The sequence below is a fragment of the Xanthomonas axonopodis genome (assembly GCF_001304695.1).
GTDB lineage: Bacteria > Pseudomonadota > Gammaproteobacteria > Xanthomonadales > Xanthomonadaceae > Xanthomonas > Xanthomonas axonopodis.
In genome coordinates, this window is the sequence record NZ_JFAQ01000147.1 from 1 (window position 1) to 25,059 (window position 25,059).

The window sequence follows — 25,059 nt, forward strand, 5'->3', positions numbered from 1 at the left end:
TCGAACCTGTGGATGAAGCGAAAGCAGTTGATGCCTGGCCGTGGGGAAGGTGTGCCTGTAATGGGGCAAACAACCCGAAAATGCGCCGGAAACGGCGGAAAATCGAAGGTCTGAGCGCGGTCAACGCGACCGATGTGTCTCGCAGTGTCGTCCGGCCGCGTTGATCAGACCTTTCTTAGCTCGCGAATCAGCAGTGCAATTTCTGCACTGCTGAAACTGCACAGGGGCTTCGCCGCCGTACCCTCACCCCTCTCCCGCGGGGAGAAGGGCTTGATGTTGCATGTCTGAGTTCTTACGTGTAGCTGCGGGCGCGGTTTCTTCGCTCTGCGGTGCCATGCGCTCTGCAGAGGTCGCGCAAGGACCTCGTTGTACCTTCAAGAGGCACTCGCTCCAGCGCTCACGCCGACGCCAACACCCAACACCCAACACCCAAACGCCGGCCCGGCTGAGTATCCAGTCTCCGGCTCGATGCGGATCTGCAAGTTGTCGCGGCCAGCGACTGCTGCTGGGAGTGCGTAGTCCACATCAACGAAATCCAGGCCGCGGTTGCCGTCAAGGCGTTCGTTGGCGATGAGTTCGCCGTCGGCGAGGATGCGGAAGCGGCGGCGGGTTTCGTCGCCCCAGTAGCGTAGGCGCAGGATGCGGGCCTGGGCGGTATTGCGCAGGGTGAAGGCCATGAAGCCGCCACTACGCACGTCGCGGCCGGGCCGGCGGCGGTAGCTGAGCGGGTTGGAATTTTCCCCGTGCAGGGCATGTGCCTTTTCAGAGGCATCGTCGCCTAGCACGATGCGATCGAGCGCGCGGGTGTCGAGTGCTTTTTGCGCCACCGCCGCTGCCGCCAGTTCGGTCTGGCGTTGTTGCCATGCAGCGGCGTCGCGGTGTTCCAGGTAGACCGCGCTGCGGCGGTCGAACTGGGCGTAGAACGGGGACAACTGCCACTGCTGCGCGCCATCGCTGTAGACGAAGGCTGTCTTGCCTGGCATCGGCTGCAGGCGTTGCAGGATGTCTTGCCCCCCGATCAATGCCGGGGTCTTGCCCGACCATGGCTTGGCGGCATCGCCCAGATCCACGGCAAGCACCAGCGGCCCACGCAGCACCGAGACCCAGGCGGGATCGTCCGGGGTCGCTTCCAGGCGCAGCGGCATGTCGAACGCCAGACTCAGTGTGTCGCCGCGCTGCCAGATGCGCGTGATCCGCAGATAGCCATCGCTGGCGGTGCTATCGACAGGCTGGCCATTGAGTTGCAGACGCGGCTGTTGCGCCCAACCTGGCACGCGCAGTGCGAGCGTGCGTTGCTCTGGCGGCGCGGCATCGATGCGCAGCGAGGCGCTGCCCTGTTCCGGCAACCCGCTGTGCAAGGTCATGTCCAGCCCAGCGGCGTCGCGCACCGTGGAAGGCACGTACAAATTGATGTACACGCCCTGCCCGTCCTGCCAGTAGATGGAATCGCCGAATTGCGCGTGCGCTTCCATGCCGCTGCCGACGCAACACCAGAAATCGTCGAACGGCGACGACCAGCCGCGCGCTTCGCCGGCCAGCAGCGGCGTCATATAGGTGAACATGCCGGTGCGTGGGTGCTGCTGCGCCATCACGTGGTTGAGCAAGGTGCGCTCGTAGTAATCGAACAGCTCCGCCTGCGGGCCCCATTGATACAGGTGCCGGGTAAGCTTGAGCATGTTGTAGCTGGCGCAATGCTCGCAGGTCTGCTCGGTGAGGAACTTCGAGATGCTGTCCGGCTGCTGGAAATACTCGCGGTCGCCGTTGCCGCCGATCACATAGGTTTGGTGGTCGGTAACGGTGTGCCAGAAGAAGCGCGCCGCGGCGCCCGATGCGGCATCGCCGGTGACTTCGTACTCGCGGGCCAGGCCGATCAGCTTTGGGATGTTGGTATTGGAATGCTGGTGTACCAATTCGTCGCGCTGTGCGACCAGCGGGTCGAGCACGGCGTGGTGATGCAGGCGCTGCGCCAGCGCCAGCCATTGGGCGTCGCCGGTTTGCGCATGCAGTTCGACGAACGATTCGTTGAGGCCGCCGAATTCGCACGACAGTACCTTTTGCAATTGCGCGTCGTCGAGCGCGGAGAAGATGCCTTGCAGGTAGCCAGCCAAACCCACCGCGACCTGCAGCGCTTGCGCGTTATCGCAATGCGCATGCACGTCGAGCAAACCGGCGAACAGTTTGTGCCAGGTGTATAGCGGCGCCCAGCTGCCGTTGAGATAGAACGGCGCCGGATCGATCTTGCCGCGCTTGAGTTCGTCGAAGACCGCGCGCCCGCTTTCGATCTGCCCGGCTGCGTTCTTGCGCGTGAAGCCGGCCACGTAGCCATCGCCGGCGTGCGCCTGGCAGCGGGCCAGTTCGCTGGCGATATAGGCCGCGCGCGTGCGGCATTGCGCATCGCCGGTCTGCGCATGCATGAGTGCCAGCGCACTGAGATAGTGGCCGAGCGTATGACCGGCGATGGTGTCTGCTTCCCAGCCGCCATAGGCCGGCACCTTCGGGGCGAGGCCGGCATACAGCACGAAGTTGTGCAACAGCCGGTCCGGCTGCAGCCGCATCAGATAGCGCTGGTTGGTCTGTAGCGCATCCAGGAACAACGACGGCGTAAGCCTGACCTGCGCAAGCGGCACCGCGTGCACACTGCCCGGTTGCGCAGCGTTGGCCTGGGCCGGGAAGCGCAGGAACCCGGCGGCAACTGCCAGGCTGCTCCAGGCCAGAAAGCGCCGCCGTGACAACGACGGTGTGTGGTTGCAGATCGATTCGCTTGGGTGCGCTTCCGTCATGGGATCAGCTTAACTCCTGAAAGCGCGCACGCATGCGCGTGGTCGCAACAACGTGATCGCAACTGCCCGAGCAACGCTGGCCGTGACATGGCATCTGCACGAACGATCGCATTCGGCCGCGCAGCGCCGCAACACGCCAGGACCCTCAGAACTTCACCGTTGGACGTGCCCAGTAAAAACGCCCGAGCAGATCGTAGGTCTGCCACGTCGGTGTTCGCATTGCCCACGTTGTTGGCGTAATACAACGGCGGCTGCTTGTTGGCGATGTTGTCTACGCCGACTTCCAAGCGCGTATGCCACGGCTCCACGTTATAGCAAAGCTGCAGGTTGTTGTAGACGTAAGCGCCAATGTTGCGCACCACCGTCGGTTCGCTGGAATCGGCCGACAAGCTCTGGTCCGGATCCGAATTACCGATGGCGGTATGCCCCACATAACGGATGCGCCAGGTGGCGCTCCAATCGTCCAATGCACAGCTGACCGTGCCCAATGCGCGCCAGCGCGGGAAATTGCCGTAGGCCTGGGTGTAGCGGCCCACGTTGTGAATGGTGACCGAGCTGGGGTCGGTGGTGTCGGGCAGCACGTCGTAACGGGTGAGATAGGTACCGTTGAGGCCGGCGGTGACATTGCCCCAGGCGGTCGCCGGCAGGCGGTAGGTCAGATTGAAGTCAATGCCCTTGGCCCACAGCTTGCCCAGGTTGACGGTGGGCTCGGCGATGTAATTGATGGTGCCGTTGCCGTTGCGATGGATAAGCGCGCAGAACGCGCTGGCCGAATTGGCGAAGCATTGATTGAGCACCGTCTGTGCCGACACCGTGGTGATGGTGTCTTCCAGATCGATGCGCCACCAGTCCGCACTCAGCGACAGGCCATCGACCCATTGCGGGTCGTGCACGAAACCAACGTCGTAGGACTTGCCGGTTTCCGGCTTGAGCTGGTAGCCGGCCACTGCCGCACCGGAGGCCTTGCCCGACACCTGCCCGTCCGATTGCTGGTAGCTGCCATCGGTGGGCACGTTGGCGCACGCCACCGTGTTGCCGCCGGTGTAGCCATTGCACGGATCGTTGACGGTTGCCGAATCTCCGCTCACACCGGTGTAAAGTTCGCTGATATTCGATGCGCGAAACACTTGCGAGACGGTGCCGCGTAGCAGCAGATTTTCGATGGGGCGGTATTTCAGCGACAGCTTGCTATTGGTCTTGCTGCCCACCGAGCTGTAGTCGGAAAAGCGCGTGCCCACGGTGATGTTCAGCGCATTGATGCCGGGCAGATACTTGAGTAGCGGGAACAGTGCTTCGGCATAGGCTTCCTTGACGTCGAAACTGCCGCTCAAACTGGACGAGCAAAATTCGATCGCCCCGCACAGGCCGTTTTCATCGCCGGTCCACAGTGGATCCGAGGCGGTGCTGTAGCGTTCCTTGCGGTAGGAAATGCCGGCTGCCAGGCTGGCCTCACCGGCCGGCAACGCGAATAGCGTGCACTTGGCATTGGACTCGAATTGCTTGACTGTGTACACGCTGGTCACGATGGGGTTGACCACCATGCCCTGCAACGTGGCCAGGTTGGCGCTGTCGTTGAGGTTGAAGAAATTCAACGGCGTGCAGCCGGCAATCGCTGCACCCGCGCTACCGCACTTGACCGTGCCACCGCTGTCCAGGAACGATGGCCCGATGGCCTGATTGAACGCGGCATAGTCGAGAAAGCCGTTATTGATCGACTTCTGCTTGACCTTGCCGTAGTTGAAGGTGGCATCCCACTGCCAGGAGCTGTCGCCGAAGCGACCGCGCAGGCCCGGGCTGATCTGGAAGTTGTAGGTGTTGTATTGGTAGCGGCGATTGCCCAGCACGTTGGCACGCGTATTGAGGTCGTTGTAGGAGGTGCCGGTGGTGCGGTCGGTGCCGACGTTGACGCCGAACGGGTTGTAGTCACTCTGCGCCGACACCAGGATGCTGTCGCCGTTGGAAAAGATCGGAATCGGCGCAATGATCGAGGCCGATTCGGTTTTACTGAACCAGGTATTGACATAGCCCTCGACGCTGTCGCTGAAGCGGTAGGTTCCCAGCAGGAAGGCATTGGTGCGCTTTTGCGGTGTCTGCAACAGATTGAACGGCTGGTAGTTGTAGGAATCTGCAGCAGCGTTATCACAATGGAAATCGCCCAGGCCAGCGCGCCCGCTGACGCCGCTGTTGAGGGTGACGCGCCCGCAGCCGTTGGACTGTGCAAGCAGCTGCGATTGATCCGACCCGTCATTGAAGCCGGTTGGCGTGGCGAGGAGCCCTGCTTCACCGGTTGACCATTGGTCAGCGCGAGCGCGTCCTTGGAGTAGCCGCGCGCCGCTGCCGATACGGCATCGATATTGTGATACGACAGGCCGCCGATCAGGCTGCCGCGCTCCCAGGTCTTGCCGGCGGTCAAGGTGAAGTTGCGGCGGTTGCCATCGCCTTCGCTGCTGGTGCCGAAGTCGCTGCTGAACTGCACGCCGTCGAAGCGCGAGCGCAGGATGAAATTGACCACGCCACCGATCGCATCGGATGCCGTACACCGCAGACGCACCATCGCTGAGCACCTCAATGCGTCCGATCATGCTGGAAGGAATGGCATTGACGTCGTTGTAGGCCAGGCGGATGCCATTGACCAGCACCAGGGTGCGCTTGTCGCCCAGGCCGCGCAGCGAGATCGCCGAGGCGCCGGTGCCGCCGCCGTTGTTGGTGTAGGGATTGGTGGCATTGCCGGCGATGGATGGCAATTCCTGCAGCAGATCGCCCACGGTCGCCTTCCCAGTGGCGGCAATCTGTTGCTGGCCGACGGTGACGACCGGGTTGGCGGTTTCGGTATCCACCCGGCGCAGGCGCGAGCGGGTGACGACCACGCTGTCCAGCGTCTGCGTCGCATCGCCACCAGTCGCCTGCTGCGCAGCCACCGGGCTAACCGCACCTGCCGACAGCGCCAACAACGGCGCGGTGGTGAGCGTGCTCGGCAACGGCCGCATGCTGGCGCTGGTCGTGCGGGAGAGAGGCAACGGCAACATCGGCATGCAAGGCTCCTGAGTGCGACGAAAGACAAACAGTGGGCAATACCTGCCCGTGCAGGCGTACAGCGGCGCAGGGCGACGTAGATGGCAGACGCACGCTGCTGCAGCGAAACCGCTGGCAACGGTCGTGTTGGAGACACGCAGACAACGTGCGGCCATGGCGACTGAACAGTCGCGCAGCAATGCGTGTTGCCAGAACGGTGGTGCAGTCCACACTGGATGCGCGTATGCGCTCCAGTTTTCATCAGTTGGTCACAATGTGCCCGTGCGCAGACGCTACGTCTTGTCGCATTTGGCGAACGCGCATGCGGAAAACAGCATGGTTCGCAACTGAACGATCATGCGTGGCGGCACGAGCGCGCTCGCGTCCGCACGCATGCGCACTGCTGGGCGGCGATTGGGTGCAGATCAAGCTGACAAGGATCAGCGCGCGGACCGATGCATCGGGTTCGATGTGCCGCGCACGCAATCAAATCAACGTACGCGACCCGCAGCGCGCGCATCACGGCGCCGGGGCGGCCGGCGCTGCTGTGGCGCCGGGGCGGCCGGCGCTGCTGTGGTGCGATTCCACTCCGGCGTTGGCGCCTGCTGCATCCAGCGCAGGAAGAAATCCAGCAGGCGGCGCCTGCCGTAGTCGCCACCGGCACCGTGATCGCCGCCCGGCACGACCAGCAGATCGAAATCCTTGCCGGCCTTGATCAAGCGGTCGGCGACCTGGAACGTGCTGGCCGGGTCGACATTCATGTCCATGTCGCCGGTGACCAGCAACAGATGCCCCTGCAGACGCGCGGCATTCTCCACGTTCGACGATGCGGCATACCACGGGCCGACCGGCCAGCCCATCCACTGCTCGTTCCACCAGATCTTGTCCATGCGGTTGTCGTGACACCCAGAGTTGGCCACACCCGCCACATAGAAGTCCGGATGAAACAGCAGCGCACCCAATGCGTTCTGCCCGCCGGCGGAGGTGCCGTAGACGCCGACACCGCCACCGATGTCGTACCACGGGTACCGCGCTGCGGCGGCCTTGTGCCAGGCGATACGATCCGGCAACCCGGCGTCCTTGAGATTGCGCCAGGCTACATCGTGGAAAGCGCGCGAGCGGTTGTTGGTGCCCATGCCATCGATTTGCGCCACCGCAAATCCCATCCCGGTAAGCGACGGTGTGGCGGTGGTAAAGCGCTTGGGGACGAATGCGCCCTGCGGGCCGGCATAGATGTCTTCGACGACCCGGTAGCGCTGCTGCGGATCGAGCTGCTGCGGGCGATGGATGACGCCCCAGATCTCGGTCTTGCCATCGCGCCCGGTGGTGTGGAACGGCAGCGGCGCCTGCCACCCTGCCGCCAGCAGGCGGGTCAGGTCGGTACGCTCCACCGTGCGTACCAGGCCGCCATCTGCGCTGCGCCGCAACTCCAGCACCGGGCCCAGATCCACGCGCGAGTAAAGATCCAGTAGCCACGTTCCATCCGGCGAATAGCGCACCTCATGATCGGCAGCCAGCGGCGTCAACGCAGTGAGCCCGTTGCCGTCCAGGCCGACGCGATACGCGTGGCGGTAGTACGGGTCCTCGCCGGGCTGCATGCCCGAGGCGGTGAAGTACACCTGCCCTGCGGCTTCGTCGATGCGATCGAGCTTGCGCACCACCCAGTCGCCGCGGGTGATCTGGCGGATCAGCTCGCCGCGGCGGCCATCGTACAGATACAGATGCTCCCAGCCGTCGCGCTCGGAGGCCCACACCATCTGCGCGCCATCGTCCAGATCCTGGCGCGCGTGTTTGCCGCCGTCTTCATGCTCGCCACTGAGCTCGGAGTATTCGATGAAGGTGGGCGATGTTTCTTCGATGAGCGTGCGCGCGGCGGCGGTGCGTGCGTCCACCTCGATCACCCGATACAGCTGGTGCCCGCGCGCGTTGTATTCAAAGGTGAAGCCGCGGCTGTCCTTCCACCAGACCATCTCGCTCAAGGTGAAGGCATTGGGCAGCAAGGTCATCGCCACCGGATGCGCTGCGTGCGTGGCGATGTCGAACAAGACCGGCTGCATCACCGGCAGCACATCGCCCGGCTTGGGGTACACCTGTTGATGCAACTTGGGTTGCAGCTGATCAGCGGGCGCCGACTCGATGTAATAGACCATCCGCGGCGGCGGTGCCTTGACCCGATACGCCGCCAGATGCTGCGAATCCGGCGACCACACCACGCTGTCGAGTGCGTAGTAATCCTGCGTACTGCCATCGTGGCTGAGCACGCTGCGCTCGTGACTGCCGACCGGCGCGATGACCAGGTTGGCCTGCTCCACCCAGGCGCGCCAGCGGCCATCCGGCGATACCTTGGCCTGCTGCTCGCCCTGTTTGAACGGTAGCCGCATGTCCATCGATTCGGCCGGCACGTCGCGTTCGGGTAGATGTGCGCAGCGATAGCGCAGCAGATCGCACTGCCAGCCCAGTTTCGCCAACTGGAAGCTCAGGCGCTGCTGTTCCAGGGTGGGCTCATCAAGCTGCAGTCGCGCTGCGTCGACCGCCCTGGCGCCAGCCTGCGTCAATGCTGCAGCCAGCCGCGCGTGATCGAAGGCCAGTGTGTTGCGGCCACTGGCCGCCTCTACCAGGCGGTATTCGATGACCGGCAACTGGTTGCTGCGCGCCACCCCACGCCGATACAGAAAATGCCCGGCATCCACCCACACTGGCGCCGCAGGCTGCCGGTCCACCAGCGAGGCATAGCGATCGGACAAGCCCATCGCTTGCGTGTACTGCGCCGGCGTGGGAGCGGCTAGTGGCGCCGCAGTCACCGACACGATGTGCGCGAGGGCGAGAGACATGCACCAGGTGGCGATGGTGCGAAAACGCATGACGGGAATGTGTGGCACCTGCGACCTCATGGAAGCATTGGAAAGACAGTGTGGCGTTGATGGACGATGGCCGAGCTGCTGACCGCAATCGCTGCGGCAGACATATACCAAGTACGCCGCGGCAAGCCGCCAGGGGCGCAGGCGCGCCGTCTGCACGGATGCGGTACATCTCCGGTCATCCGGGGTGAAGCGCGTCAGCGCGACTGAAACGCATGGGCCACGTTCGCAAGCCACACGCGGCCAGTGCGCGCAAGCCAATTCGTCGTACCCCGGCAGTGCACCCCACTGCCTGCGCGCCCTCAGCCATCGTTCGACTGCCGCATGCGGCGCCTTGTCAGTTGCTTCACGGCGCATCGCAACGCTTGCTGTCGGCGGCCGTGGCAGATGGCAGGCGTTGCGGCTGTGGCGCCAGCACTTCCCATTCCTGTACCGCCAGTGCGGCGTAGCTGGCCGCGTTGCCGGAGGCGTCCATGACCACACGCACGCAGCGCGTTGTCACCGGCGCGAACGACACCGCTTCATAGTGATCGGTCCGCGTGCCATACCCATGGCTCGGCTGCACAGGCTGCCATCGCCCCGCGTTCCGGTATTCCAGATGCCAACGCGCTGGCGGTGCCACGCCGACGTCGGCACCGGCCGGGTGATCGGCCCAGAACACGATGCGCGTGCGATCCACGGTAATCGGTTGCGCCCAGCTGTATTGCAGCCATTGCTGCGGTGGATTGTTCTCCGTCCAGCTGGCCCACATTTCCGGCGGCAAAGGATTGGCCTTGACGATGCCGTCGTTGAGCGCAGCGATCCAGTATTGCACCGGGATATCCGGACCGTTGGACGCGGTTGCGTAGGCCGATGGCGCTTGATTGCGCATAGGCGGCGCGGGAGGGGTTGGACGCCGCGTCGGCACGACGGTGCGGATGCTGGCCGGTTGCGTGCTGTCGTCCCATTCCAGCCGGTCGATCGCCACGCTGCGACGGAAATTTCCGCCGCCGTGCGCGTCGGCCGTGTGGTACACCAGATACCACTGTCGCTGAAATTCAACGATGCCCGGATGCGAAGTGGTGGAAGACACCGGTGGCAACACGATGCCGCGGTATGTCCACGGGCCCAACGGAGTTGGCGCGCTCGCGTAGGCAATGCAGGCGTGATACAGCGTGGGCGTGCATGGCGAAAGACGTCCGGCATTGTTGGCCGCATACGCCAGGTAGTAGGTGCCGTTGCGCTTGAACAGCCAGGGCGCTTCGAAATAGCCGTCCAGCGTGTCCACCAGAACCGGCGTGCCTTTGAAGGTGACCATGTCGCGCTGCAGCTCAACACCGTACAACGCGCCGAAGGTGCCCCAATACAGATACACCCGCCCGTCGTCGTCGACCATCACGGTCGGGTCGATGTTCTGGATGTCGTTGCGATACGGCACCGACTGCGAGACCACCGGACCCTGCGGATGCACGTCGGTCCACGGTCCGAGCGGATTGTCGGCCACCGCCACGCCGATCGCGAATGGGTCGACATTGGGTGAATCGCGCTGCTGCACCGGCGCATACAGGTAATAGCGCCCATCCGGGCCCTGCACGATCTGCGCCGCGTAGGCATAACGCTTGTATGCCCAGGCAAAGACCTGCTGGGGCCGCAACAGATCGCGGTAGTGGGTCCAGTCGCCGCTGGCCGGATCGCTGCTGACGAACAGTTGCCAGCCGGGCATGACGAAGGCATTGAGATTGGGAGGAGCCGTATCGCGGCCGGCAATGATGTACAGCTTGCCATCGGCCACCAATGGCGCCGGGTCGGCAGAATACGTGCTGCCGTCGGCGAGGATGGGATTGCCGGGTGCACGCAGCCGCGTTGCCTGCGGCGGCTGCATGGCACAGGCCGGAGCGCTGGCCAGCAACAACCCGCACGTCAGCACCAGCAACCGTGAGAACGTGCGCATCATGGCGCAGCCGCCTTGATCTGCACCACCAGCGGCACCGATACGTGTCCGGTGGGTGCACGCCCTTGCGCGGTGCCGGTGAGCTGGATCTCGCCAGGCTGAGCGTAACGCGCAGGCTGCAACGTGGGCCATTGCACCGGCAAGCGTTCGCGCGAGCCGTCGTTGTATTGCACAGTCACAAAGCCCGGTAGCGTCGGTGCATGCCCGACCACTGCGCTCACCGCAGGCAACGGCTGCACGGTGTTGATCTGCCCGGGCGGCGTTGCGCGTACCCAGATGGTGGCCTTGACGGGAATCGCGCCCTCGACCAAGCCTTGCAGTTCCACCGCACCTTCGTGGCCCAGACGGCTGGCGGCCAGCTCGGACCACTGCATCGCCACCGGCAGCACACTGCCATCGGCAAAGAATGCGGTGATCTCCTGCGGCAGCGTCGGCAGTTGCCCGGGGGCAGTGCGCAGATCGATCGCCTCCACCTGTTTGGGCAGATCAGACAGTGCCTGCCATTCGTCCACACCGATGGCGGCCTGTCCGTCGCCCTTGGTCTGCGTCGTCAACACCACCCGCAGCCCGGTGGTCACGATCGGCGCAAAGCTGGCGGTGCTCGCCGCACCCGTCGCCCCCGCGGCAATCGGGTAGCCGCTCTTGCTGACGATGTCCTGCCAACGTCCGTCCTGCAGCATCTGCAATTTCCAACCGGCAGGCGCTGCCACGCCGCCATTGGGCTGGTCGTTCCATAGATAGAGCGTGCTCGACGACAAGCGCACCGGACGTGGCCATTGATACTGCAACCACACCGTTGCCGGCTGGTCGAGCCCGTAGCTGCCCCAGCGCAGGCTGCCACTGGGAAAACTGCCCGCCTGCGGGATGAAGCCATCGTTCAAGGCCTGCAGGCGGTACTGCATGCCGGTGAGCTGCGCACTGACACTGGCCATGGCCTGCAATGGAATGCTCTGCAGCGGCCGCGAGGCGGCTGCGCTGACGGGCACATCGGCATGCCCCATCAGCGCCCCGTCGTTGGCCACCAGACGCAAGGTGTATTGCCCGGGACGGGTGAAACGCACCGAGGTCTGTAGCGCGGCGGCATCGGCAAACACCGCATCGCCGCCCTCCGGCGCCTGCTGCACGCGCCAGCGCACCTGCAGCGTGCCATTGGGCAAGCCGTCATCGCCGACGCGCCCCTGCACCGCCACCGCGCCATCAGCGCCATCAGCGCCAGGGGTGTCCAGCTGCCATGCCTGCACCTGCGGCGGCGCGTTGCCCGCAAATGCCGGCGCCGGCAAGCCGCTATCGAACAGCTGAATTTCCTTGATGCCGGTGCGCGCCGTGCCGGCGTGGGTCACCACCACGCGCAGCGCCGTGGCATGGATTGCCGGAAAGCGCACCCGATTGCGATTGCCCTCCGCCAATGTGGCATCGCGCACCTGCCCGGGAACGTTCTTCCAGACACCGCTGCCATCCTGATATTGCACGGCGTAGATCCACGGCGCCGCGTAGCCAGGCCGCGTTCCCGAGGGAAAGCCGTTCTGGTCGCCACCCGGCGACGAGCTGCGATAGAAGTACAGCACGACCTGATCCAGGGTCTGCATGCTGCCCAGGTCCAGCGCGATCCAGTCGCTGGCCGACGGCGAGCCGGCAGTGCCCCAGAACGGCGTGCTGGCAGTACTGCCGTCTACTGCCGCCGTCGCTGGTAACCCGGCGGCGGCGAAACTGGCGCTGACACGCGCACCCTGCGCCAGGTTGCGGCGATGCGCTGGCGGCAGCGCGACATCCACACCGGCCTTGGCCAGGATCTGCGCCACCCGCGTGCCCGCAGCAAACGGCACCAGCGTCATCGATGCCAAGGTCGCGGGATGGGCTTCGAGCACTTGCGCTGCGCCATTGCGGTTGACCGCATCCGGTGCGGCACTGACCTGCCCGTTGGCCGGATCGTAGATCACGTGTGCCAGCCGGTCCACGCGAAATGCCAGGCGGCCATCCAGATAGACGCTATAGCCCTTCGGCAGCCGGCCGCCGTAATGGCTGCCATCGCGATCCCAGACGATGCTCAGATTACGGTCGCGATAGCGCAGATTGTCGGCGGCGAAGTGGTCCCAGCCGATATCGATCGGATACAGCTCGATCTTGCCGTCGCTGCGCGGACGAAAGCCCATCGCATCCTCGATCATGGTGAAGTTGGTCGCGCCCAGCTGGGTATGGTGGATCCACGAGCGATACCCAATCTTGCCACCGTTCCTGGCGCTGCCCTTGGCCCAGAATTCGTTCTGGTCGGGGTAGCGGTTGTCGCCATTGATAAAGGGCGCCCAGGCGTTCCAGTACAGCAGCTTGCGGTAGCTCTGCGCGTTCAGATACGGGCTGGGGTAATCGCGCAAGGCCGAGCCGAACAGACGAAATGCCACGGTCGCATTGATGGTGGAAAAATTATTGCTGCCCACATCGGCGCCGCTGCCGCGCGCCTGCATGTCCACCTGGTTGGCGGTGTAGAACGGAAACAGCGGGTATTGCGCTGCGTCGGCGAACAGCCGCAACGCCCGCACATACTTGGGGGCGTAGTCAGGATCGCCCTGCTTGGGCATCAGACCCACGCTGAAGGGATAGTAGTTGTTGGTTTCCTTCCAATCGACCGCCAGCCGCGGGCCGTCGGCCTGGCGATGCTTGAGCAGATCGCCGTACAGTCCGACCGAGTCGGGGGCGTCGCTGTGATCCTGCCACAGCACCTCCAGCAAGGCCTTGCGGATGCGGCGCGCGGTGGCCTGCATGCGCTGCGCGGTGGCGGTATCGCCCGCAAGCGCCGCGGCCTGCGCCGCCGCCTGCGCGTTGGCGTAGACGTAGGCGCTCTCGGTGCGATCCATGCGGATCTGACCGTGCTGGTCGGCCCAACCGAACGACACCGCATCGGCGTCGTTGCCGGTCATCGCCGCCCAGTCGTATTCAATCAGCCCATTGTGATTGAGATCGTAGGCAGCCAGTACATCGTCCACGTCACCGCTGCCATAGCGCGCCAGCTTGCCCGCCAGCGCCGCCGGGCCGCCGTGGATCTGCATCGACCGCCATGCCGCGGCCGTGATGTATTGCGCATAGGAATTGGACCAGTTCTCCGGCGAGCCAGGGTTGTCGGTGTACTTGCCACCGCCGGCGGTCTCGCCCGCGCTGAGCCAGGTGCCATAGGCATACAGTGGATTGCGCAGGTATTTCAGATCGTCCAGGAACATCCCGGCGGTCAGCACGATCGCATTGTCGTAGCCAAGCACGCCCTCGATGGCGACCGGGAACTGATAGTCGTTACCGGGCACATTGGCATCGAGAAAATTGAAGCGCAGCACCCACCAGCGATAGAATAGGCTCTTGCTGATGTTCTCGTTGGGCGTGTCCAGGTACGGCAGGTTGTCCACCCACCAGCGGTTGTAGCTGGCCACGTGCTGTTGGTAGGCCTGCTGCGGCGTTTGCGCGGCAATGCGCATGTACTCTGCTCGGGCTTCGGGCAACTCGCGGGTAAGCATGCCGAGCTGCAGCTTGATCGCCGCGGTTTCGCCGCTGGCGGGGATCTCCACATCGCGCACAAGACGCTGCCCCTCGACGCGGAAGCCATCGCCGGAAAGGCGGGGGAAGACCGTCGTGATGTGGTTGTAGGCGTTAAATGCACCGGTCAGCTCGTTGCCGTCGGCATGCTGCGCGATCGGCGACACCGCTTGCAGCGATAGCGTGTGCGCCGTGCCATCCAGACTGGACAGCACGACGCTGGCAACCGCCACATTCTGCTCGGTGATGTACTTGACCAGGCGCATGCGCACGCCGGCGTCGGCAGCTTCGAACACGGTGCTGAAATAGCTCGGCGTCTGTCGCCTTTGCTGCGAAAGCTCCTTCCAGTGGATACGACGCTTGCCCAGCGTGGAGTGGATGTGGAATAGCGCGTCGTAATCGGTGGTATGCCAATACGCCACCTGCCCGACGAAGCCCGGCGCATCGGGCTCGTGATAGGTCAGATACGCGGCGCGACCACGTGTAAACAACCAGTCGTTGCGATCGTCGCAGCCGCCGCCGGTTCCCTCGCGCACCAGCATGCGGTCGATCCAGAAATCGTTTCCCGGCGCCTGCCCTGCCCCATGCGCGACATCGGCCGCGTAGATCCGTGCCAGTTGCCCGCCGGGCGCAAACGGCACCGCGCTGGGAGGCATCGGGTGGTCAAGGCCGCGGAACAGCGGCTCGCCGATCATCGCATTGGGCTGGGCGACCGGGGCTTCCTGTGCGATTGCAAGTGGCCAGCCCAGCATGACGCATGTCCACAACAGCGCAGCAGCGCCGGTGCGTCGGGTCAAACGCAACCAGCGCCGGTGCCGCGCCAGGAACGACTTCCAGCGTGAATTCCTCATGCATCCACCCCATTAGCGTGCAAGACAGCGCGATCGATGCGGCGGCTGGTGTGCATCGGACAATAGACAGCTGCGATACTCCCCACTGCATCGCAAGCGATGTAATGCAGCCGTCTCACCATAGTTGTTTGCGCCGGCAACACCTGCGTCAACACGAAGTGCAGCGATGCACAGCGAACCTTGCTGCGCGTCGTCTGCCACCACGCGCAGCGACCGTGGCGACAGATGACGCGAACCGCCGGCCGCGAACCTACCGGCTGACGCAGGCCATGCAGGCCAACCCCAGCTTTCCGCCACGTAGGCGCGCCATTGTTCGGTGCGGCATGTACCGCGCGCCCACTGCGTTCCAGGTGCGATGCGACGCCTACGCTGCCTGACACCTGTCTGCTGCCTTGTTAGCTGCTCTAAAACTCTACGCGCAGCCGGCTCCAGACATACCGCCCGAGCGTGTCGTAGGTGCTCGCTTCGGTATTGGCCGCATTGGAGTAGCTGTAGAACCGTGGCGGCTTGCGGTCGCCCAGGTTGTCGATGCCCACCGCCAGCGTGCTATGCAGCGATGCGATCTTCCGGCTCAGCGAGGCGTCGTGATACACCACCGAGCCGATTGGGAAATAGGCGCAGCTGCCATCGGCATTGGTGTCGACGCAGAAGTTTTCGTACTGGCTACCGTTGACCGTGCGGCCCAGGTAACGGGTGTTCCAGCTCGCATGCCACGGGCCGTTGTCCCAGGCCAGATTAGCCACGGCGCGCCAGCGCGGCATGTTGCCCCAGCTGGAATTTTCGCCAACGTAATTATGCGGATCGCCCGCAAAGCGATAACTGGAGAAGAACGTCGCATCCAGCCCCAGCGCAAACGTGCCCCAGGCGGTATCGGCCAGCGTGTAGTGAATGCCAGCGTCGTAGCCGCGAATATCGACCTTGCCGCTGTTGTACGCGAACGGCACCGACACCCGCGTCAACTGTCCGGTGGCATCGCGTTGAATCAGCGGGCAGAACGCGGCTTCGCTGCCGTCGAAGCAATCGCTGACGACCTGCTGATAGCCGACACCGCTCAGCATGTCGTCCAGCACGACTCGCCAGCTGTCCACGTTGAGCGACAGCCCGCGCACCTGATCCGGGTCGTAGACCAACCCCACATTGTAGGAGCGGCCACGCTCGGGCTTGAGCTTGAAACCCACGTTATTGGCGCCGGAAGTCACCACGTTGAACTGCGCGGTATTGGTGAAGCTGCCATCGTTGGGCACGTTCGCGCAGGCCGGATTTGGCGTGCCGGTAAAGCCTGTGCACGGGTCCTCGAAGTCGCCGGTGTTGTCGACGACGCCGTTGTAGGGCGAGCCATACAAATCGCCCAACGCCGGCGCCCGGAACACCTGCGAGCCAGTGGCGCGCACCAGCAGATTCGCAATTGGCCGCCACTCGATCGCAACCTTGCTGTTGGCGGTGCTGCCCCAGGCGTCGTAGTTGGAATAGCGCGAGCCCAGACTCAGGTTCAACACATTGGCGAACGGCACATCCTTCAACAGCGGCACCAGCAATTCTGCATAGGCTTCCCTGACCGACTCGTCGCGCCCCTGCTTTAGGATGCAGCCATCGTTGTAGTCGCAATTGCCATCGGCATCGGCAGCGGCCACCTCGCTCGTCGTGCCCTGCGCGAACGTGTTGGTGCGATACGCCAGGCCGACGGCCGCCTGCACCATTCCGGCCGGCAGCTTGAACAGATCGCCATTGGCGCTGATGTCGACAAAGCGCATCTGACTTTTGTCAATCAGGTCCACCGGCCGCTGCGTGCCACGCAATGCGGCGATGGTGGACGGGTCGTTGGGGTTGAAAATATTGATCGGCGTGCAACCGGCGATCGCTGCGCCAGGCGCGCCGCACTTCACTACGCCATCGCTGTCCAGGAACGAGGCACCGACTGCGTTGTTCAACGCCGAGGTGATCGAAAAACCGGTACGCACCAAGGTGTCCTTGTAGCGTGCATGGCCGGCCGCCGCATCCCACTGCCAACTGGTGCCGTCGACGCGCCCGCGCAAGCCAGCCACGACATTGGTCTGGAACATGGTGGAGGTGTAGACGCGCGTATTGGCCTGCGGGGAGCGCAGATAGTAGGCGTCCAGTTGATCGCCGAACGGGTTGTAGTAGTTGTCTACCGCGTCCGCCATTTCCAGCCCGTAGGCATCCAAGCGCGAGACCGTCTTGCTGCGCGTCCAGAACACGTCCATGTAGCCCTGCACGCTGGGGGTGAAGTCGAGACTGCCGTGCAGCGAGGCATTGGTGCGTTTGATCGGGGTGATCAGGTACTGCGCGTCGTAGACGTTGTAGCTGTCGGTGGCGCGATTGTAGGGGCGAAAAGCCTCTTCGCCGACCGGACCCGGCGCGACACCGGCCACCGGCGTCAGCACGCGCCCATCGGTCAGGAAGGCACGGGTGTTGGCGCCGCGAACTTCGCTGACCTGCCCATCGAGATATTCCACCTGCTTTGCCGCATAACTGCGATCGCGATTGAACACCGGGTTCATCGAGTTTTGGCTGAGGCCCAGGATGAGCCCACCGCGGTCCCAGGTCTTGCCCCATTCCAGCCCGAGCGTGCGTCGATTGGCATCGCCGTGGGTGCTCTGTGCGTAGTCCGCGGTTGCGGCGAATCCGTCGTATTTGTCCTTGAGGATGACATTGACCACCCCGCCGATCGCATCGGAGCCGTATACCGACGACGCACCGTCGGTGAGCACTTCCACGCGCTCCACCATTGCTGCGGGGATTGCATTGACGTCCACGCCGGGCGCCGACGCCACGCTGCTGGCAGGCCCTGCCATGCGATGGCCGTTGACCAGCACCAGCGTGCGCTCGGGCCCGAGATTGCGTAGCGACACCAGCGCACGGCCGTGACTGAAGTTGGAATTGAGTGCAGGCCCGGTCTGGAAGCCGGCCATCATCGGCAAGCGCTGCAGCAGCTGCCCTAGTGTGTTCTGCCCACTGTCTTCGATACGCTGCCGGTCGATCACCACGACCGGGCTGGCGGTTTCGGCATCGACGCGGCGCAGATGGGTGCCGGTGACGTTGACCTGATCCAAGGTCTGCGTGGCATCGTCTGCACCATCGCCATGCTGTTGCGCGGCGGCCGGCACGGCGGCAACCGCCAGTGCAAACAGCAGCGCGTTGACGAGCCTGGTGGTCTGCAAGACGCGTCGTTTGGGAAAAGCAACAGTGCGGCTGGGCGACATCGGAAATCCTCGTGCTGACACAGGGTACGGCGCACCTTCCTGCACGGCCGCGCACAGCCAAGCCGCACCGGCAAAGCGCATAGATGGGAGATCGATCACGATAGAGACTGCACCGGACTGCCGTCTCAACGGCAGCTCTCTACGCATGCAAGAAAGGCAACTGCAACGACACCGCTCTCCCATGAGAGCACATGCCTTGGCACACGCGTTACGTTAAAAAAATCTTGCGGCAACGCCGCTGCGCCGTCTTGACGAATTTAGTCGGGGTTCATGCGGAAAATCGCGTGCTTGCGCCTGCTTTCGGGCATGCCTGCATTGCCCAAGCGGCAACATCTCGGCACGATCATCCGATGCACCCTGGTCTCTGCGATCGACCAAAGCACCTGCATCCAATAGCAAGGCGGCACTGTGGTGCGCCATGTCCAGCAACACTGCAACAATGGCGACGCTTGTTCATCGCCTCGCCGTTTTCAGGCGTACCACGCCTGCACCTTCACCAGCGCAGCAGCACCAGGCAAGGCAACCCGATCTGCATGCAGGCCCTGGACGCGCGCCGGTTTGCCATCGACCAGCACGTGCTGCAAGCGTGTGCCTGCAGGTGCGCGCAGGCTGAGCCAGGTGCGCGTGGGTGCGCGCTCCGGCAGCTCCACATCGGCGTTGATGCAATGCGCCGCCGTGTCGGTGCGCAGCGTCAAGGTGACCGTGCCCCAGCGCGTGGGCGCTGCGGTGATGCCCACCGGCGCACCACTGCCCAACCACGCGCGCGGTACCGCACGCGCGAGAAACAACTGCTCGCCCGCGCTGTCGTCGCTGACCAGCATCCAGCGCAGCAGCAACGGGATGGTCATCTGCGCCGGTATGCAGAACAACGGCATGCCACCGGTAATGCCGCTCACTTCGCCGGCCGTCCAACTACCGCGCGTGTGCACTTGATAGCGGTGCGCGTAGACGAACAACAGATATTCTTCGATGCGATCCAGCCGCAGCAGCTGTTGCGCATAGCCATAGGAAATGAAACCGAGCAGATCGCGGCTGCCCGGCTCCGGCTGTGCGATGTTGGCCACCACGCCAATGCTGGTGCCGCCGTGGCCACGCAGGCAATCGATCACCAAGTGGGCCAGGTCGTCCGGCAACACATCGGCCTGCAGCAGTTCGGCATACGCACGGTGCGGCCATTGCTGTTCGCTGGGCTTTTCCTGCAGCAGCGATTGGCGGAAGGTCAGTTTGGTGCCGGGCAACGGGCCCACGTATGGCGGCGAGAGATCGCGACGCACGTTGGCACGCAGGCTGGCCTCCAGTCGCGCACGCAGTTGCTTGGCGCGGCGTTGCCACTGCGTGGCCTGGCCAGCGTCGCCATCGAGTGTGCTCCACACCTGTGCAATGTCTTCCCAGCCGCGGATGCTCAACGCGCTATTGGCGTAATACGGCTTCCACCATAGCGATGGATCGGGAAACAGGCAGGCATCGGATTCGTTCCAGCCGTGCAGCAATCCATGGCCAGGCGCCGTGCGCGGCAATGCCAGCGCCTGGTCGTGCAAGGCGCATAACACCTGCGCGGTGGCGGCGATCTTGGGCAGCACGCGACGCAGCCGTGGCGCATCGCCGGTGTAACGCAAGTACCGCGCCAGCAACGACAAGGTGAGCCCGAATTGCCCGACCTCCGGCCCGCGCATGTTCGGCAGGCCATCGTCCTGCACGAACGCGTCGAAGTAGTTATCGAGCACCGCTGCCGCTTGTGCAAAGCGCCCCCACTCCAGGTTGGCGTACAACGAGCTGGTGAACGTGTCCTGGAAACCGTCGTATTCGTTGCCGTAGTAGTCGCGCTCCACCGCGCCATACTTCGGGTAATCGCCGCCAGGGCGCACCACCAGCTCGCGCGCAAACGCGAACTGCGCCATGTCGTTCCAGCTCGCATCGGGAAACTGCGCCTGCACGGTGCCCTCCAGCGCCTGCTGCCAATACGCGGCGAAATCGATCAGCGCGGCGTAGAACTGTTTGGCCGTGGCGGCGCTGCGCGAGGGCGCAAATTCGGGGTAGCTGTGCGTGTAGTGCACCGCGACGATGGCGCCGGCTTTTACCTTCATCGTACGGTGCCAGGTCTGCACCACGAAGCGATCGCGTGCTCGCACGTCGGCAAATACCAGTAAGTCGTACCAGCTGTCGGGCTCGCCCTCGCGACGCATCACCTTGCGCACCGCCGGCATCCAGCCGCCGAGCATGCCTTCTTCGCGGTGCTTGATCAGCGCTTCCTCGCCCAGTTCGGCGAAGGCATGTTCCGGACGGGAGGTGCGGCTGCGGCCGTTGGGGAGGATGGGCATGGTGTCCAGGCTTTCGCGTGTGCCCACAAAGGTGGTCCACGGCCAGCGGCCGCCGTTGTCCTTAGGGTCGAGCAAGGACGCGGGCGGCGGCGCTACGTCGCGTACCTGCGCCTCGTCCGGGTCGCCATCGCGCAGCAGGCGGTCGGCCAGCAGGTCGGCTTCGGCCATTGCCACTTCGGCCAGCGGCAGCCCGAAGTACGGCTTGCCATCCGCCGGATAGGCCGGCTCGGTGCGCTTGTCCAGCCGCAGCATGCCGCTGTCGGTCCACAACGTGAGCTGGCCTTGGGAGTCGTCGAGATGCTCGTAGATGGTCCAGTGCTGTTGCAGGTGGGTGAAGCTGCACAGCGTGCTGCCGACATGCGCGGCCGACGGCAGCGGTTCCAGTCGGGGAAGTGCTGGCGCAGGCAGCGCGGTTGCAGCGGCGGCTGTGGCCGGCATTGCCAGTGCGGCACCTGCACCCACCGCCGCGGTGGCCGCCATGCCCTGACGCAGAAAGGTTCTACGGTCCATCGTTGCGCCCTCGAATGATCGTGGCCCATCGTGCGCGGGTTCATGCACGACGTCTTGTGACAGCGGTCGGACACCCGTGCGGAAATGTGCACATCGCCCCGGCGCTCGGACCGCTTACCGTTGTGCCCGCGGCGGCCCTGGGTGCGGCAGGACGCTGGCCCTGCAAACCACGCGTCGCGCTGTCGCAGGATCTGAGGCGCGCGAGAGCGATGCTGACCTTGTTGTACCCCAGTGCTGTTGCGTGCCATAGCGCCTGCGCGTGCTGCTCGCGGTGCGGATGCCGGCATTGAATGCCGCCGCCGAGGTGCTGATGCAATTGCAAGCCAACACGCTGCCGGTTGCGTTCACGCGCGCGGAGTTCAGCGAACGCTTCGCCGCCAGCGCCTCAGATCTGCAGGCTGTCGCCGACTTTGCCAACAGCTATGGCTTGACGGTCGAGCGCACGCACGCGGACAGCGGCAACGTGATTCTGGAAGGCACGGTGCAGCAGTGCGAGGCCGCATTTCAGGTCAGCTTGCGCGAATACGTCCATGGCACGCTGCGCTATCGCGGCCGCACCGGCCCGGTGTCGATTCCGCAGCCACTGGCCGGCATCGTCACCGCCGTGCTCGGGCTGGACGCGCGTCCGCAGGCGCAGACGCTCCCCAGCGCGCCTGCCCTCTCTGCGGCCTCGCCCACCTCGCCGCGGCCGCCCGCGCCTGCCGCCACGCAGGATGGCCCGATCATGCAATACACGCCGCCGCAGCTGGCGCAGCTGTACGGCTTTCCCGAGCACGACGGGCACGGGCAAGTGCATCGCCATCATCGTGCTGGGCGGCGGTTACGCACGCGAGCAGATGGCCGCCTATTTCGCGCAGTTACGTGTGCCCATGCCCATGCTGGTGGATGTGCCATTGCCCGGTGCCACCAATACCGTCAGCAACGGCAATTCAGACGCCGATGTCGAAGCGCAGATGGATATCCAGATCGCCGGGGCCATCGCGCCGGGCGCGAAACTGGTGGTGTATTTCGCGCCCAACACCGACAACGGTTTTCTGGAAGCGATCAACGCCGCCATCCACGACACCGAGCATTGCCCCGGCATCATCGCCATCAGCTGGGGCTTCACCGAAGCGCAATGGACGCCGCAATCGCGCCAGGCCTACGACTGCGCGTTTCAGGCAGCGGCGTTGCTGGGCATCACCGTGTGCATTGCCGCTGGCGACGATGGCGCCAGCGACGGCCAGCCAGGATTGAATGTCTGCTTTCCCGCATCCAGCCCATTCGTGCTTGCCTGCGGCGGCACTCGGCTCCAGGTGACGGCAGATAGCGCCAACGAACAAGCCTGGACAAACGGCGGCGGCGGAGAAAGCAGGTTCTTTGCTCGCCCTGCCTGGCAAAAGGATCTGCGCATCACCGATGCGCAGCAGCAATCTGGCCAACTGCGCATGCGCGGCGTCCCCGATGTGGCGGCCAATGCCGATGCGCAGACCGGCTACTACCTGTCGATCAACGGGCAGCCGGCCGTGATGGGCGGGACCAGTACCGCCGCACCGTTATCGGCCGCCTTGCTGGCGCGCATCTACGGTGCAAACGGGATGCAACCCCACTTCGTGCTGCCGCGCCTGTACGGGCGGCCGGATGCGTTCCGCGACATCGTTGCCGGCGACAACGCCGGCTTCCATGCATCCGCCGGCTGCGATGCCAACACGGGATTGGGCGTGCCCGACGGTGCACGCTTGGCCGACGCCCTGCGACCAGACTGAGAGCACGGCGGGTGATACCGCGGGCGGGCATCACGGCGCACAGGACCAGCACCAACGCCCGCGTCTAAGCGTGGTGACTGCCGTCGCGTGCGCCGCTCCCCTCTCGGCTCTCTGCAGGCTTGCCTGACGCAGTCGAAGGCGACTTGCGCTCGGCGCGTACCGCGCGGGCGATGTTTCAGCATCAGGCAGGCGCGTAGTGGTCTGCGCACGCTAGCGCCCCCTGCCATTTGACCGCATGACTTTCCGGCCGGGCCCGACGCGTGCTGCCTCGGCCACACTCGCCGCACGTCCACTGCCGAGGCGTGCGCTTGCGTCAACGCGGACGCGCGCATTCCACAAGGAACCTCATGCAGATTCCCTTCCATCCCAAAGCAAGCCGCGGCGAAACAGCCAATGCACGTTCCGCTCCATCACCGCTCGTGCCCACTCGCCTGCGACGTCGCGTGCTGTGGTCGGCGGTGCTCACGCTCATCACGCCCTGCATCGCGCAGGCACAGGTGGACTTGTCGCAGCTGGAGGCAGAGATGGCCGCGCCACGCACGCAGGTGCTGGTTCTTTGCAGCGTGCACCTGTCGCAGCTACCCAAGGGCAGCGATGTCTCTGCCGCGCGCCTGCAACCGTTGCTAGACCGGCTGGCGGCCTACAAGCCCACCATCATCACCATCGAAAACCTGCCTGGCGAAACCTGCGATCTGATGCGCCGCCACCCCGCGGTCTATCTGCCTGATGACACCACCACCTATTGTCCGGACACCACCGACGCCGCGCGGACCACAGGTCTGGATGTACCAACCTCCATTGGCCAGACGCGTACCGCACTGAAGTCCTGGCCGGACGCACCGACGCCGGCACAACGTCGCCAGCTGGCGGCGTTGTTTCTGGCCGCAGGCGATCCCTGCTCTGCGCTCGTGCAATGGCTGCAGCTGGCGCACGCAGAACAGCACGCCGGCGAAGGGTTGGATGCCGCGCTGGTCGCACACTTGCGCAAGGCAGAGGACCGCCCCCAACGAGAGCAACCAGATCGCCGCGCGGCTGGCGGCACGGCTTGGTTTACAGCGCGTGTACCCGGCCGACGATCACACCTGCGACAACGTCGATCCGGGCGATCCGGCCGCCTACGGCAAGGCGATTCAGGCAGCCCGGGACAAGGCCGCACCACGTGCACGTGCCATGCGTGCGCATGAAGACACACTGGCTGGCGAAGGCAGACTGCTGGAGCTCTACCGCGCGATCAATCTACCGGCCAGCCAGCAGTTGGCCATCGCGGTGGCTTTTCGCGCTGCGCTGAGCGAAAGCTCGCCGCAGCACTACGGCTATCGCTACGTCTCCGGTTGGGAAATCCGCAACCTGCGCATGCTGTCCAATGTCCGCGCCAGCTTTGCCGAATAGCCCGGTGCACGCGTGCTGGCAGTGGTCGGTGCCATGCACAAGCCCTGGTTCGATCAGTGGCTAGGCCAACTACAGGGCGTGGATATCGTGGACGCGGCGCAGGTGTTGGGCGGCGAAGAGCAATGACAGCGGTTCCATGGGGGCTCGATGGCGGCATCCATGCCGCCAACGGTCCCGCAATCGGCGAGGACACCGCACCAGACAGTTGGCTGGTAATTTCATTGAAGAACCAAGACGCCACAGCAGAGCGCTGATAGTTGCTTGGTTGAAAACTCTGCGCACCGACCAACTTGACTGGTCCTTGCACGGCCACCGTCGCGGGACCCTTGGCGGCATGGATGCCGCCACGGAGCTTACGTGGACGTACTTGCAGCGTGTCCCGCGATGGTGGGCGGGCAAGGGCCCTGCAGCAGACGCTAGGACGTCAAGCGCGGGTTTGCCGGTCGCTTATTGAAGAAGCTGCGCACCGGCCATCCCCGCTAGTCCTTGCAGCCAAGCAGCAAACGGATGTCGCCGGGTGCGCGACCACACCCACAGCCGTGTACCCGGTGTATCAGGACGACACGGGCAGTCATCCACTCCGCACCGCTTAGGTCAACACGTCCAGCAAGCTACCCAACATCTCGTCGGAGCGCCGCAGCGCGGTGGCATTTGCCTGGAAATCGTTGCGTGCCGACAGCCCTTCCAACAGATCGGTGGCCGGCGCAGATGGGTCGGCGTTGGCATCGACTACGCTGGCGGCCACGCCGCCATTGGCCTGCGTGCTGGCGGCAACGGACTGCCACGGGCTGCCGTCCACTGGTTGACGGGCCACATTGCTGGCGGCTACCTGCTGGCGCAGTGCGGCCACCTGCATTCCGGAACTGGCGATGCTGTTGATGCTCATGATGGCTCCGGTGTGTATGTGAGGGGATTCGAACAAGGCCCGA

General features: G+C 64.6%; 7 protein-coding genes and 3 pseudogenes. 2 read left to right on the forward strand and 8 right to left on the reverse strand.

Annotated elements, in window-relative coordinates; translation table 11 throughout:
* Positions 1–374: 374 nt before the first annotated feature.
* The 7 genes and pseudogenes from XAXN_RS13565 to XAXN_RS13595 form a co-directional block, all read right to left on the reverse strand.
* Positions 375–2,780, reverse strand: a complete 2,406-nt coding sequence (locus tag XAXN_RS13565; RefSeq protein ID WP_054319922.1) for a glycoside hydrolase family 127 protein — start codon at positions 2,778–2,780, stop codon at positions 375–377.
* A 145-nt stretch (positions 2,781–2,925) separates the two neighbouring features.
* A pseudogene (locus XAXN_RS13570) lies at positions 2,926–5,812 on the reverse strand (TonB-dependent receptor plug domain-containing protein).
* Between the two features lie 471 nt (positions 5,813–6,283).
* Entirely contained in the window at positions 6,284–8,683 is a 2,400-nt protein-coding gene (locus XAXN_RS13575) for a S9 family peptidase (RefSeq protein ID WP_054319923.1), read from the reverse strand.
* Positions 8,684–8,996: 313 nt separating this feature from the next.
* The gene (locus XAXN_RS13580) at positions 8,997–10,583 is read right to left on the reverse strand and encodes a family 43 glycosylhydrolase (protein WP_054319924.1); all 1,587 of its coding nucleotides are present in this window, start codon (positions 10,581–10,583) and stop codon (positions 8,997–8,999) included.
* Positions 10,580–14,947, reverse strand: a complete 4,368-nt coding sequence (locus XAXN_RS13585) for an Ig-like domain-containing protein (protein WP_054319925.1) — start codon at positions 14,945–14,947, stop codon at positions 10,580–10,582. Before XAXN_RS13585 ends, XAXN_RS13580 begins: the two co-directional genes overlap by 4 nt.
* A 404-nt stretch (positions 14,948–15,351) precedes the next feature.
* On the reverse strand, positions 15,352–18,168 hold the full coding sequence (locus XAXN_RS13590) for a TonB-dependent receptor plug domain-containing protein (RefSeq protein WP_054319926.1): 2,817 nt from the start codon (positions 18,166–18,168) through the stop codon (positions 15,352–15,354).
* A 470-nt stretch (positions 18,169–18,638) separates the two neighbouring features.
* Complete coding sequence (locus tag XAXN_RS13595) at positions 18,639–20,996, reverse strand: glucosidase family protein (RefSeq protein ID WP_054319927.1); 2,358 nt, start codon at positions 20,994–20,996, stop codon at positions 18,639–18,641.
* 250 nt (positions 20,997–21,246) lie between these two features.
* Between XAXN_RS13595 and XAXN_RS13600 the strand changes: the two are divergent.
* Positions 21,247–22,741 (forward strand): annotated as a pseudogene (locus tag XAXN_RS13600) (S53 family peptidase); the annotation flags it as partial.
* Positions 22,742–23,184: 443 nt separating this feature from the next.
* A pseudogene (locus tag XAXN_RS23205) lies at positions 23,185–24,256 on the forward strand (DUF5694 domain-containing protein).
* A gap of 463 nt (positions 24,257–24,719) precedes the next feature.
* On the opposite strand, the gene XAXN_RS13610 reads toward XAXN_RS23205, so the two are convergent.
* Positions 24,720–25,016, reverse strand: a complete 297-nt coding sequence (locus XAXN_RS13610; RefSeq protein ID WP_054319928.1) for a hypothetical protein — start codon at positions 25,014–25,016, stop codon at positions 24,720–24,722.
* Positions 25,017–25,059: the final 43 nt, after the last annotated feature.